The organism is Enterobacter sp. BIDMC92, from assembly GCF_001030225.1.
Taxonomy (GTDB): domain Bacteria; phylum Pseudomonadota; class Gammaproteobacteria; order Enterobacterales; family Enterobacteriaceae; genus Enterobacter; species Enterobacter sichuanensis.
In genome coordinates this window covers 1637636-1650864 of the sequence record NZ_KQ087598.1, presented here as the reverse complement: position 1 = coordinate 1650864, position 13229 = coordinate 1637636, and the positions used below count along the sequence as shown (strand labels likewise).

At 53.5% G+C, this 13229-nt stretch carries 8 protein-coding genes; 4 read left to right on the top strand and 4 right to left on the bottom strand.

Annotated features, from left to right (window positions below):
* Positions 1-99: 99 nt before the first annotated feature.
* From pncB to SP99_RS07460, 4 genes are all read left to right on the top strand, one after another.
* Positions 100-1302: a nicotinate phosphoribosyltransferase gene (gene pncB / locus SP99_RS07475; RefSeq protein ID WP_047958166.1), complete on the top strand. Its 1203-nt coding sequence runs from the start codon at positions 100-102 to the stop codon at positions 1300-1302.
* A 166-nt stretch (positions 1303-1468) separates the two neighbouring features.
* A complete protein-coding gene (asnS, locus tag SP99_RS07470; RefSeq protein ID WP_025755994.1) occupies positions 1469-2869 on the top strand; it encodes an asparagine--tRNA ligase in 1401 nt (466 codons plus the stop codon).
* A gap of 605 nt (positions 2870-3474) precedes the next feature.
* Positions 3475-4563 (top strand): porin, encoded by a 1089-nt coding sequence (locus SP99_RS07465; protein WP_047958165.1) that lies wholly within the window; start codon positions 3475-3477, stop codon positions 4561-4563.
* 184 nt (positions 4564-4747) lie between these two features.
* Positions 4748-5938 (top strand): amino acid aminotransferase, encoded by a 1191-nt coding sequence (locus SP99_RS07460; RefSeq protein ID WP_025755995.1) that lies wholly within the window; start codon positions 4748-4750, stop codon positions 5936-5938.
* A gap of 49 nt (positions 5939-5987) precedes the next feature.
* Here SP99_RS07460 and SP99_RS07455 read toward each other — a convergent pair whose 3' ends face one another.
* From SP99_RS07455 to SP99_RS07440, 4 genes are all read right to left on the bottom strand, one after another.
* A complete protein-coding gene (locus SP99_RS07455) occupies positions 5988-6635 on the bottom strand; it encodes an MBL fold metallo-hydrolase (protein WP_025755996.1) in 648 nt (215 codons plus the stop codon).
* A 20-nt stretch (positions 6636-6655) separates the two neighbouring features.
* Positions 6656-7207, bottom strand: a complete 552-nt coding sequence (locus SP99_RS07450; RefSeq protein WP_025755997.1) for a peptidoglycan L,D-endopeptidase MepK — start codon at positions 7205-7207, stop codon at positions 6656-6658.
* A gap of 174 nt (positions 7208-7381) precedes the next feature.
* Positions 7382-9196, bottom strand: coding sequence for a L,D-transpeptidase (gene ldtD / locus SP99_RS07445; protein ID WP_047958164.1), 1815 nt, complete (start codon positions 9194-9196; stop codon positions 7382-7384).
* 178 nt (positions 9197-9374) lie between these two features.
* On the bottom strand, positions 9375-12911 hold the full coding sequence (locus SP99_RS07440) for an inverse autotransporter beta domain-containing protein (RefSeq protein ID WP_231584222.1): 3537 nt from the start codon (positions 12909-12911) through the stop codon (positions 9375-9377).
* Between the last annotated feature and the right edge of the window lie 318 nt (positions 12912-13229).

Genomic DNA, 13229 nt, shown 5'->3' with positions numbered 1-13229 from the left:
TTATGTTGTGATCGGGGTTCAATAAATCACTAAACAAGGTATACTCCGGAGTTGTTTATTGTACTAAACGCTCCTGTGAGAGGATGCTACTGCGCACCTATGACTCAATTCGCTTCTCCTGTTCTGCATACGTTGCTGGATACCGACGCGTATAAACTGCATATGCAGCAAGCCGTTTTCCACCATTACTATGACGTTCATGTCGCGGCGGAATTCCGCTGCCGTGGCGACGACTTGCTCGGTATCTACGCAGACTCCATTCGTGAACAGGTCGATGCTATGCAGCATCTGACGCTGCAGGACGACGAATATCAGTGGCTTTCTGGCCTGCCTTTCTTCAAAACCGACTATCTGAACTGGCTGCGCGATTTCCGCTATAAGCCGGAGCAGGTGACCGTGGTTAACGATAATGGCAAGCTGGATATTCGCCTTGAAGGCCCGTGGCGGGAAGTGATCATGTGGGAAGTGCCGCTTCTGGCGGTAATCAGCGAGCTGGCCCACCGCTACCGTTCGCCGGAAACAGGCGTCGCGCAGGCGGTTGCCTCGCTGGAAAACAAACTGGCCGCCTTCTCCACGATGACTGAAGGGCTGGATATGTCCCGCTTCCGTCTGATGGACTTTGGCACCCGTCGCCGTTTCTCCCGCGACGTTCAGGAGGCGATCGTGAAACGTCTGCAGCAGGAGCCGTGGTTCGTGGGCACCAGCAACTACGACCTGGCCCGTCGTCTCGACCTGACGCCAATGGGAACCCAGGCGCACGAGTGGTTCCAGGCGCATCAGCAGATAAGCCCCGACCTGGCTAACAGCCAGCGTGCGGCACTGGCCGCTTGGCTCGAGGAGTACCCGAATCAACTCGGGATCGCCCTCACCGACTGTATTACGATGGATGCCTTCCTGCGCGACTTCGGTCCCGAGTTCGCCGAGCGTTACCAGGGGTTACGCCACGATTCCGGAGACCCGGTTGAATGGGGCGAGAAGGCGATTGCCCATTACGAAAAGCTGGGTATTGACCCGATGAGCAAAGTGCTGGTCTTCTCCGATAACCTCGATCTTGCGAAAGCCGTTGAGCTCTACCGTCATTTCAACACCAGAGTGAACCTGAGCTTTGGGATTGGTACCCGTTTGACCTGCGACATTCCCCAGGTGAAACCGCTGAATATCGTCATAAAACTGGTGGAATGTAACGGCAAGCCGGTGGCGAAGCTCTCCGACAGCCCGGGCAAAACCATCTGTCATGACAAAGCGTTTGTCCGCGCGTTACGCGAAGCGTTCGATCTCCCCCAGGTTAAAAAAGCCAGTTAAGCGCTCACGGGAGCCTTAACTGGCTCCCCTCTTCTTATTTATTTCTTAAATCTTCTCTTTTGACTGCGAAATTTACTTGTCTGATAGCGGATGGCAGGTAACATAGATATCCCCCATAAGGGTGGACAAGTGTTTATTTTTTCCGACTATTAACAGAGAGAATATTATGAGCGTTGTGCCTGTAGCCGACGTACTCCAGGGCCGTGTCGCCGTTGACGCAGAAGTCACCGTGCGCGGATGGGTGCGTACCCGCCGAGATTCTAAAGCTGGCATCTCCTTCCTTGCCGTCTATGACGGTTCCTGCTTTGATCCTGTACAGGCCGTCATTAATAATTCTCTGCCCAATTACAATGATGACGTTCTGCGCCTGACAACGGGTTGTTCCGTAATTGTGACCGGCGTTGTGGTGGCATCACCGGGTCAGGGCCAGAGTTTTGAAATTCAGGCCACATCCATTGAGGTTACCGGCTGGGTTGAAGATCCGGACACCTATCCGATGGCGGCAAAACGTCACAGCATTGAGTACCTGCGTGAAGTCGCGCACCTGCGTCCGCGCACCAACCTGATTGGTGCGGTGGCGCGCGTGCGTCATACGCTGGCGCAGGCGCTGCATCGTTTCTTCGATGAGCAGGGTTACTTCTGGGTTTCGACTCCGCTGATCACTGCGTCTGATACAGAAGGTGCAGGTGAAATGTTCCGCGTCTCTACGCTGGATCTCGAAAACCTGCCGCGCACGCCAGAAGGCAAAGTGGACTACGATAAAGACTTCTTTGGTAAAGAAGCCTTCCTGACGGTCTCTGGCCAGCTCAACGGCGAAACTTACGCCTGTGCGCTGTCCAAAATCTATACCTTCGGCCCAACCTTCCGCGCCGAAAACTCCAACACCAGCCGTCACCTGGCGGAATTCTGGATGCTGGAGCCGGAAGTGGCGTTCGCTAACCTGGACGATGTCGCAGGTCTGGCAGAAGCGATGCTGAAGTATGTCTTCAAAGCGGTGCTGGAAGAGCGTCCGGACGACATGAAATTCTTCGCTGAGCGAGTAGACAGCGATGCGGTGGCCCGTCTGGAGCGTTTCGTCTCCGCTGATTTTGCACAGGTAGACTATACCGACGCGGTGGCAATCCTAGAGAAGTGCGGTGAGAAGTTCGAAAACCCGGTCTACTGGGGCGTTGACCTGGCGTCTGAGCACGAACGCTATCTGGCTGAGAAACACTTCAAGGCACCGGTTGTTGTTAAAAACTACCCGAAAGACATTAAGGCTTTCTATATGCGCCTTAACGAAGACGGTAAAACCGTGGCAGCGATGGACGTGCTGGCGCCGGGCATCGGTGAAATTATCGGTGGTTCGCAGCGTGAAGAGCGTCTGGACGTGCTGGACGCGCGCATGGAAGAGATGGGTCTCAACCCTGCAGACTACAGCTGGTACCGCGATCTGCGCCGCTACGGCACCGTACCGCATGCCGGTTTTGGTCTGGGCTTCGAGCGTCTGATCGCTTACGTGACCGGTGTTCAGAACGTTCGTGACGTGATTCCGTTCCCACGTACTCCGCGTAATGCCAGCTTCTAATCGGTAAAACAGAAAATGGCCAGATCATGCTGGCCATTATTTTATTCTGCATTGTCAGTTTTCGTCAGCGTAAAGTCAGCATCTTTAAACCTTCTCCCCGTCACAACCACTACCTGTTACGTTTTGTTTCCGTGAAATATCCAGCCACAAAAAATAAACCCCATTCTTATTGCGATTAATACATCCTCAAGCAATAGCACAAATTTCAACCACTTTTTAAGCCATCCAGACGTCTTTATTGCGCCATAAGAAAAAGCGAGTCGTTTAAGGTCTGTTTATATGAAATGCCTTTATCCAAATTAATCATAAGGAATTCATATATATAGGAAACACCCTGTTGTTTAATTCGCCAGCGAGTTCTGAAGTTTGAGATGGTTCACAAAGTTCCGAAAAATACATATTTAGTTACACATATTTTCTTGTTGTTACTTAATCTTGAGATTTGTAGCACTTTGAGGCTAGCGAAACGCTTCGGTGAATGGAAAGATGCCTGTCAGATACATAAAGACACCAAACTCTCATCAATAGTTCCGGAAATATTTATTGACAGAATTTATTGACGGCAGTGGCGAGTGTCATAAAAAAACCAATGAGGGTAATAAATAATGATGAAGCGCAATATTCTGGCAGTGGTAATCCCTGCCCTGCTGGTAGCCGGTGCAGCTAACGCTGCAGAAATCTATAACAAAAACGGCAACAAACTGGATCTGTACGGGAAAGTTGTAGGTGAGCACGACTTCGTAACTTCAGGTGACAACACTGACAGCAGCGATGCAACCTATGCTCAGATCGGTTTCAAAGGCGAAACTCAAATTAATGACCAGCTGACCGGTTACGGTCAGTGGGAATACCGTGCGCTGGCAAGCCAGGCAGAAAGCAACCAGACTCAGCGTACCCGTCTGGCGTTCGCTGGTCTGAAAGCCGGTGATGCGGGCTCCATCGATTACGGCCGTAACTACGGTATCGTATACGATGTAGAATCTTATACCGATATGGCCCCATCCTTCTCTGGTATGACCTGGGCTAACTACTCTGATAACTTCATGACTGGCCGTAACTCTGGTCTGCTGACCTACCGCAACTCTGACTTCTTCGGTCTGGTTGACGGTCTGAGCCTGGGCCTGCAGTATCAGGGTAAAAACGAGCGTACCGACGTGAGAACGGCTAACGGTGACGGCTTCGGTACCTCTCTGGGCTATGAATTCGGCGAAGGTTTCGGCCTGATCGGTGCTTACAGCAACTCTGACCGTACTAATGCGCAGAGCGCTGACGGTAAAGGCGAAAAAGCTGAAGCATGGGCAGTTGGCGCGAAATACGACGCGAACAACATCTACCTGGCGACCACCTACGCTGAAACCCGCAACATGACCCGTGAAGCTGACGGTTCATTCGCGAACAAAACTCAGAACTTCGAAGTGATCGCTCAGTACCAGTTCGACTTCGGTCTGCGTCCGTCCGTGTCCTACGTTCAGTCTAAAGGTAAAAACCTGGCACAGCGTGGCACCTTCTCTGGCGGCGATGCTGACCTGCAGAAATTCGTTGAACTGGGTGCGACTTACTACTTCAACAAAAACTTCAACATCTATGTTGACTACCAGCTGAACCTGATCGACGACACCGACTACTCTCGTAACGTCGGCATCGTGAACGGTAAAGACGACCAGGTTGCAATGGCTGTGACCTACCAGTTCTAATCAGAACACCACTATGTTATATGCTTAATGAACAGGGCTTCGGCCCTGTTTTTTTATGCCCGACAGAAAATAATAGCGACTTTTGAAAAGCCGCACGCTTTTCGTCGCAAACGGTTGGCATTTTGTAAATCTACCGTTAACCTGATAGCGGATTTCACTTCTGTAATCACAATGGAACTTCGTCATGTTTGAGAACATTACCGCCGCTCCTGCCGACCCGATTCTGGGCCTGGCCGATCTGTTTCGTGCCGACGACCGCCCTGGCAAAATCAACCTGGGTATTGGTGTATATAAAGATGAAACCGGCAAAACTCCGGTACTGACCAGCGTCAAGAAAGCTGAGCAGTATCTGCTGGAAAATGAAACCACCAAAAACTACCTCGGTATTGATGGTATCCCTGAATTTGGTCGCTGCACCCAGGAGCTGCTGTTCGGTAAAGGCAGCGCAATTGTAAGTGACAAACGTGCCCGTACAGCACAGACCCCTGGCGGTACCGGTGCTCTGCGCGTGGCGGCGGATTTCCTTGCGAAAAACACCTCTGTTAAGCGCGTCTGGGTGAGTAACCCAAGCTGGCCAAACCACAAGAGCGTCTTCAACTCTGCGGGTCTCGAAGTGCGCGAATATGCTTACTATGATGCGGCAAACCACTCTCTTGATTTTGACGGCCTGCTGGCAAGCCTGAGCGACGCGCAGGCAGGCGACGTGGTACTGTTCCACGGCTGCTGCCACAACCCAACCGGTATCGATCCAACGCTTGAGCAGTGGGAACAGCTGGCTAAGCTTTCTGTTGAGAAGGGCTGGCTGCCGCTGTTTGACTTTGCCTACCAGGGCTTCGCCCGTGGTCTGGAAGAAGACGCCGAAGGCCTGCGCGCGTTCGCAGCCGTCCATCAGGAGCTGATTGTTGCAAGCTCCTACTCCAAGAACTTCGGTCTGTATAATGAGCGTGTAGGTGCCTGTACGCTGGTTGCGGCAAACGAAGAGACCGCCGATCGTGCCTTCAGCCAGATGAAGTCGGTTATCCGTGCGAACTACTCTAACCCACCAGCACACGGTGCCTCTGTTGTTGCCACTATTCTGAGCAACGATGCGCTGCGCGCCATCTGGGAACAAGAGTTGAACGATATGCGTCAGCGTATCCAGCGCATGCGTCTGCTGTTTGTGAACACTCTGGCGGAGAAAGGTGCTGACCGCGACTTCAGCTTTATCACCAAACAGAACGGTATGTTCTCTTTCAGCGGCCTGACCAAAGAGCAGGTTCTGCGTCTGCGTGAAGAGTTTGGCGTGTACGCCGTGGCGTCTGGCCGTGTCAACGTTGCGGGCATGACACCTGACAACATGGCGCCATTGTGCGAAGCGATTGTCGCCGTACTGTAATATGCGCCCATAAAAAAGCCTGCGTTATGCAGGCTTTTTTTATTTCGGATTACCAGACAGGCATTTCATCCTGAAGGAACGGGTTGTGGAGCCGTTCATAGCCCAGCGTCGACATCGGGCCGTGTCCAGGGATAAACGTCACGTCATCACCCAGCGGCAACAACTTCTGTTTAATCGACTGAATCAACTGCCCGTGATCGCCGCGCGGAAAATCGCTGCGTCCTACGCCACCTTTGAAAATCACGTCGCCGGAAATCAGCAGACGGGACTGGTCATCAAAGAAGACAATATGGCCTGGCGTATGCCCAGGACAATGCAACACCTGTAAAGTCACATTCCCTACGTTAACGCGCTCTCCTTCGTTTAGCCAGCGATCGGGCGTCAGAGGCTGACACTCATCAAGGCCAAACATGCGGCTTTGGGCAGGTAACCCCTGCAGCCAGAACTCATCTTCTTTTTCCGGACCAATCACCGGCACGCCATAATGTTGTGCCAGTTCCGCCGCTGCGCCAACATGGTCAAGGTGACCATGCGTCAGCAAAATTTGCATCAGCGTCACACCGCTGTCAGCGACTTCCTGCTTGATTTTCTCAGCGTCGCCGCCGGGATCGACAAGCGCGGCCAGTTTAGTTTGTTCGCACCAGATAAGTGAACAATTCTGGGAGAACGCGGTAACCGGAATAATACGATAGTTCATACTGCTCCTGTGTTTCGTTATTACCAGTGCCGGACCGGACCGGTATCAATATGCACAAAGTTGCTGCTGGGGTAATATCCTACACCACCTGCGCGCATAGATAACGCAGCTTTGCGAATATTGGCTAACGAAACGCCCTCAATATGGAAATCCATTGCCTGTCCCTTCGTGTGGTAGCTTTTTTTCGCTACCCCGCGACTATGGGCGCGCAGCTCATTATTGGTATCAATGGAACGATAACCCGAAATAAGCTGCACCGGCTTGCTGGTACCCAGCAGGCCCTGAAGGCGGAAAAGCTGGTCAAACAGTCCTGGATCGATGGCTTTTACTTTATTCGCGCGGAAATCACGGAAAAAATGGTTAAGTCTTGCTAATTCATCCTGAATATAGCCTCTGCCATCGAAGAACTCCGCTTTTAGCGACTCACCGGTGTGAAGATTGTTGAGCGTTAAAACTCGCGGACGAGGTGTCGAGAGGGTGGCAAATGCTGGCGTCGGCAAGATGGCCGCTGCGCCAAGCGCAACACCACCTAACGCCAGCAGTTTGCGGCGATTAGCGTCAAATTTGTCCATGATAATCAGGTCTACAGGTCAAAGAAATCGTAATATGCTTAGCGCACGAAGGGCACCATAACTGGCAAAACCGGGTACGTCAAGGCGCCCAACCCCAGTGAACACGCGGCTTACAGCGATATCGCCCCGTGTTCACCATAACTTACGACAATCATTTTTCCCGAACTGCTTCATTTACCTGATTAATTGTTCCGCTTTTGGCAAAATTTGTGCACCGGATCGCGCGGTGAGATCATAATTGTAAATATCTGTACGGTACTGGGTACGCCCGTCTTCGCCAACAAACGCCGTCAGGTAGTAAAGATTGACCGGAATATTGTGTCGAATATTAACGTAACGCGTATCCCCCTGTTTCAGAGCATCCGAAATACGGGTGTCATTCCAGCCCGCATCCTGCAGCAGCATGTTGGCCAGCTCCGAGGCTTTGTTCACGCGTACACAGCCAGAACTTAGCGCACGGGTCTCTTTCTGGAACAGGTTGTGATTCGGAGTATCGTGCAGATAGATCGCTTCTGAACTCGGCATATTGAATTTGTAACGTCCCAGCGAGTTATGCGCCCCGGGAGCCTGCTGGAAACGGAACGGCAGATTCGACGGCGTGATCGTCGACCAGTCGACCATATAAGGATCAATCGCTTCTTTGCTGTTCCAGCCGCGCATCACCGTATAGCCATGACGTTCCAGATAACCCGGATCGTTCCACACCTTCGGCAGAATGTCTTTACGCGCCAGCGTCGGCGGCACATTCCACGGCGGGTTGACGACCACGTTATTCAGCGCACTGCTCATCAGCGGTGTTTTGCGATCCGGCCGCCCGACAATGACGCGCGACGCCAATACTTCGCTGCCGTTCTGGTAATAGACCAGCGAATACGCCGGAATGTTAACCATTATCCCGGTGGAGAGCGTGCCCGGCAGCAAGCGCAACCGCTGGATGTTCAGCGCCAGCACCCCGGCGCGTTGCGCAGGTGAAACGTTCAGCCAGTCACGCGTTGATTTACCGATTACGCCGTCCGCGCCCAGCCCCTGAGCCGCCTGGAACTGTTTAACCGCCGCAACCAGTTCCCGATCGTAAGCTGCAGGCTTATCACTCAACCTCTTCTCTTTTACTGAGGCTGACGGGCTAACCACAGCGTCTTGCGCCTCATCGCCTGGAAGGGCTATCTTCGGCCCGCTGTCCAGAAGACCGGAACGTTTCAGAATTTCACGCAGGGCGGGAACATCGCTGCTCCACTGTCCCGGACGCAGCGTCGCGGTACCGCGCATCTGCGGCCACGGACGGGAATCCGCCACCAGCGTAAGCAGCGACTGATGCATCGTGGCATATTGCGGATGCGCCGGCGCGAGGCTGGCAATAAACTGCGGCAACTGGCCGTTGTCCAGGGCCAGTTGCCACTGATTAATCACTGACAGGGCTGGCGTCGCCAGCTTGTAAGGCTTATCACTGTACAACCAGCGATTGCCGTTGACCGGAATACCAGCCACAAACTGCAGGTAGCCCATCATGGCATCAGAGAGCACCACATCCCGTGCCTGACCGGTGACCGCCGGGTCGGTTAGCAGTTCCACCCACTGCGTAAACTGAGGCTGGAAACCTGCTATCGCCACTTCCGCCAGCTGTTGCTGGAAGGCACGCACGGCATCCCGGTTTTCCCACATGGGTTTCATATCGCGTGCCGCATACAGCAGCGTGAGCTGGTTAATATAGGCGGGTGTGTATCCGGCAGGAAGCCCGGAGCGCAGCTGCTGACTAAGAGACTCTGCGTCGATACCCTCCGGTAACGGCCTGATGCCGGCCATAATCGCCGTCGCCGGAGATTGGTCCAGCGGTTGCGACAGCGACGTCGGCTGCGCGCCGGTCGTGGCGGAGCTGTCAGTCGGCACGATTTCAGGCTCATCGGCCTGAGCGGTTAACAGTGGAGCAAACATCACTGCCAGGCACAAACCGAGTGCTGACAGCTGACGACCACATTGATTCTTTAGCAACATCCCTTGCCCCCTGTTTTCTCACGACATGCCCATCACAATGGGGCTTTTCTTCATTATAGAAAGGCGTAATCAGTGTTGCCTTACCTTATGTAAAGAAGCTTAAAGATAACGCAGCGGAAGAAAGAAGTTAAGTGATAAGAGAAAAACCCCGCAGCAGGGTGGCTGCGGGGGGAAGGAATTACTCTACGGTTAAGAGAGTATTGATGTGATAACTTAATAGCCGAGCCTGGGTATTGTAGTCCTGGCCATCAAACGTAATCACGCCCTCATAGATCCCCTTAGGTAACGACGGATTGTCGCTTGCGTTATAATTCAGTTGCGGTTTATTACGTAAAGTTTCGCAGACAGTTGCGTCGTTAAACGGAACAGTAACACATCCCTCTGTCTGTCTGACACCTTTAAATACAACGTTGTGAACAACATCGTTCTCATCCTTCATCGGCACGGTCAGGGTCGTTGCTGGCTGACCCGAACGTCCGCTTTTATATAAAGATGTTGGTCCAACCGTATCACCTGTGGCGATAAATCCGACCGATGAATAATCCGTAATAACCTCACTTTTATATTGTCCTGATGCACCCGTGATAGTCCAGTCATAAGAGACAGTATCAAAGAAATCCACACTTCTGTCTTCCAGTGTGGTGCCGCCTGCCGTAGCCGTTACCGTCACCGACCCACGGGTTGCACCTCTCAGCGTTACGCTTGTTTTACCGGAACTGTTAGTCGTGCTTTCCGTTGCAGACAATGTATTAATACTGGTTGTCCAGGTGACCGTCTCCCCCTGTAACGGGTTACCGTTAGCATCAGTTACCACTGCGGTATAGGTCACCCCACTCCCGTTTATCGACACATGAGTGGAAGACGGCGTCAGGGAGGCCACCGTTGCTGTTTTGACATCTCCGATAAATGTCACCGCACCGTCGGTTTTCTCACCGCTGGTGTTCGTCGCTGGCGTTGCCGTCACCTTGACCGCCGTGCCCGCTTTCACTGAGGTTCCCGCAGTGGTCGCCGTGCCATTAACGTCAGTATCGCTGCTGGCTGGCGTAAGCGTCACACCGTCCTGGGTGGTGCTCCAGTTCAGGGTGGTCCCCGTCACCACGTTATCGTTCGCATCCGTCACCGTGGCCGTCCAGGTGATCACATCGGCGCCGTCAGCCACCGCCTGCGTTTTATCTGCCTGGATGCCGGTGACCTTCGCTGTCGCAGCGTCCGCCACGAAAGTCACCTTATCCGCCGCCTTTGGCGTCGCCTCGCTGGTCTGCACCGTTACCACCACATCGCCCGCCTTAACGGAGGTGATCGTAATCTGCGACGTGCCGTCTGCGGCGCTGGTGGTCTGCGCGGCACTCAGCTTCACATCGCGGTTATCCGCCGACCAGTTCACCGTCGCGCCCGCGATCGCGTTCCCCTTCGCATCTGTCACCGTGGCTTGATAGGTGATGCTGTCCGTGCCGTTTGCCACCCCTTGTTGCTTGTCGGGTGTAATCTGGCTGATCACTACCGTGCTGGTATCCGCCACAAAGGTGATCGGGTTCGTTTCCTGGGTGGTGCCGTTGACTTCTGCATTCACCGTAATGGTGCCGGTTTTTGACGACTTCAGGGACAACACCGCATTACCGCTGCTGTCGGTGGTCGATGTTTTCGTGGCAACCGCCGTATCGTCCATTTTCACCGTCCAGTTCACCGTCACGCCGGAGACCGGATGGCTGTAGCCGTCCGTGACCTGCGCCGTTACCACGCTAGTGTCGGTATTGTTCGCCACCACCCTGTCTTTCTCACTGTCAATCGCCACCACTTTTGCCGTGGACATATCAGCAGTGAACGTCAGTGATGGCGAGCTCAGAGCATTGCCGCCCTGCAATTGCGCCGTCACCACCGTGGTAATGACATCCTTACTGGACACCTGGATTTGCGCGGCGCCGGTCTCATCGGTACTGGTCTGAGAAGCCGAAAGTACCGCCTGAGCACTGTCGGCAGACCAGTTCACCACGGCATCTTTCAGAACCTTGCCGTACTGATCCGTCACGTGTGCCGTCAGGGTGATAGGCGCGCTGCCGCTCGCCAGCGCACTGTTTGCGGAGGTATCGAGCGTGGTTAACTGCGGTAAAATGACCGTCGCCTCTTCAATCAGCGTCGCGGTGGCCAGTGTTGTGGTGCCATCAATCAACGGCTGAATGGTCAGAGTGTCCGGCGTAGTACCGCTGATCAGCGTGGCCGTGTAGATGCCGCTGCCGGACTCCGTAAAGGCCCCCATCGTCGGCGCCTTGTCGGTTATCGCCCCCGCGGCTTTCGCAGCAGCGGTGACCGATGAAGTCAGCGTGGCCGTCAGACGTGAAGCCAGGCCCGTTGCGGCTTCACCCGCGCTGGTTTTGAGCGTCACGCTCACCACAGCAGTGCTTTTTCCGTCTGCTGGTACCTTAGCCGACGAAACCGTGGTCGTGGACTGCAGGGTGTTGACGTCGATCCCGTTCACCGTAACGTTTATCCGCTCCGGCGACGAGGCATTGCCCTTTTTATCCCACGCGGTGGCGCTCAGGGTGTAGCTGTTGCTGCCGCTGCCCTGCCAGACCGGCAGCGTCATGACAACCTGTTCCGGGCTGCTGCCCGCCGTGATTTTCCCGCCGTGGCTGAAGAAGCTGTCGCCCCGCCATTCAATGCGGTCGAGACCGTGCTTCGCTTTTACCTTCGCCGTCACGGCCTGTTTTGACTTCTCCGCCCCTTCCAGTTCCGGTGGCAGCGAGAGGGAAATCAGCTCCTGCTTGCGGTACTCCAGCACGATGTTGTTGTTGCGATCGACCAGATCCATCCGGCCCCCCTGCAGAGTGCGGCGCTGCGCCACCTGCGACGGATCGAGCTGAGCACTCAGCGGCACACCCGGCGTCCAGGTCAGCGCCAGGTTCACCTGGGTGTCATTCTCACCGCTCTTGCCCATCTTCTGGTTCAGACCCATCGTCACCAGCGGTACCGGCGTGTAGTTCACGCCGACCGTGACGGCATAGGGATCTTTTTGTCTGTCGTCTTCGTCATCGCCAAACAGTCCGACGCTGTCGCCAAAATACTGTTCGTAAATAATATTCGCCCCTAACTGCGGGTACGCCGGTAAATAACCGGTGGCGCGAATATCAAATCCGTTCGCCACACGCTCGTCGTAATCTTCATAGCGGGAAGAGGACATCCAGTCGCTCAGACGTAAATAACCGTTCGCGGACAACTTCAAGTAATCCCATCCCAACTCGGTGCCAAAACCGAGACGCTGATGCTCATTACCGGAAACCTGCCGATCGTAGAAAATATTGGTTCCCCACATCCAGTTATCATTAAAATGGCGATAGCCAAATCCGCCATTGACAATATTACGGTCATCGTGACGGCGGCCACCTAACTGGGTGAAAAGCAGGTTTTCTTTTCCGTTATATAACGGAAGCAGTAAATCCAGATCGGAATCATTAAGCGTGAAATGTTCATCGGTGCTGATATTCACCCGGGCGGTGCCAAACTGGCTCAGCCACTCCTGCACACTGGAGGCCGCCTTGCCGGTGGCGGCGTTGACCACCGTGCTGACGAGGGCGTCAGAGGCGTTGTCGCTGCTGAGCAGGGAGCCAGCCTGAACGGCCGTCTGCGCGATGCTGTCTGCACCTTGATCTGAATTTTTTGCCGATACTTTTTCAGGAGAAGATATTTTTTCCTGCGCGCTGGCGTTAAATACCGGAGACAAATAAAGTACTGATGAGGGAGGAAGCAGCTGTAACGCAATTTGTATGACAGCGAACAACTTCCTTGTTCCTGATTTCATAATATTACCATTTCCATTAAAAGAAGATTGCAAATTATTATTCTATTGTTCACTCAGAACGTTTTCAATACCACTCGGGAAGAGAGCTTTGCGTATAGAGAGGGCATTCCGACTGCAACCAATAAATCACATCAATATAAAAACAAATAATTTTATTTATAATACGTAAATACAGCCAGATTCATTTATGGCGTGAATAAATTGCAGCGACAATGTTGTTATCAGAAGGTCTTTATATTT

Coding starts and splice junctions, on each gene's coding strand:
- pncB (WP_047958166.1), top strand. CDS start 100: ATGACTCAATTCGCTTCTCCTGTTCTGCATACGTTGCTGGATACCGAC.
- asnS (WP_025755994.1), top strand. CDS start 1,469: ATGAGCGTTGTGCCTGTAGCCGACGTACTCCAGGGCCGTGTCGCCGTT.
- SP99_RS07465 (WP_047958165.1), top strand. CDS start 3,475: ATGATGAAGCGCAATATTCTGGCAGTGGTAATCCCTGCCCTGCTGGTA.
- SP99_RS07460 (WP_025755995.1), top strand. CDS start 4,748: ATGTTTGAGAACATTACCGCCGCTCCTGCCGACCCGATTCTGGGCCTG.
- SP99_RS07455 (WP_025755996.1), bottom strand. CDS start 6,635: ATGAACTATCGTATTATTCCGGTTACCGCGTTCTCCCAGAATTGTTCA.
- SP99_RS07450 (WP_025755997.1), bottom strand. CDS start 7,207: ATGGACAAATTTGACGCTAATCGCCGCAAACTGCTGGCGTTAGGTGGT.
- ldtD (WP_047958164.1), bottom strand. CDS start 9,196: ATGTTGCTAAAGAATCAATGTGGTCGTCAGCTGTCAGCACTCGGTTTG.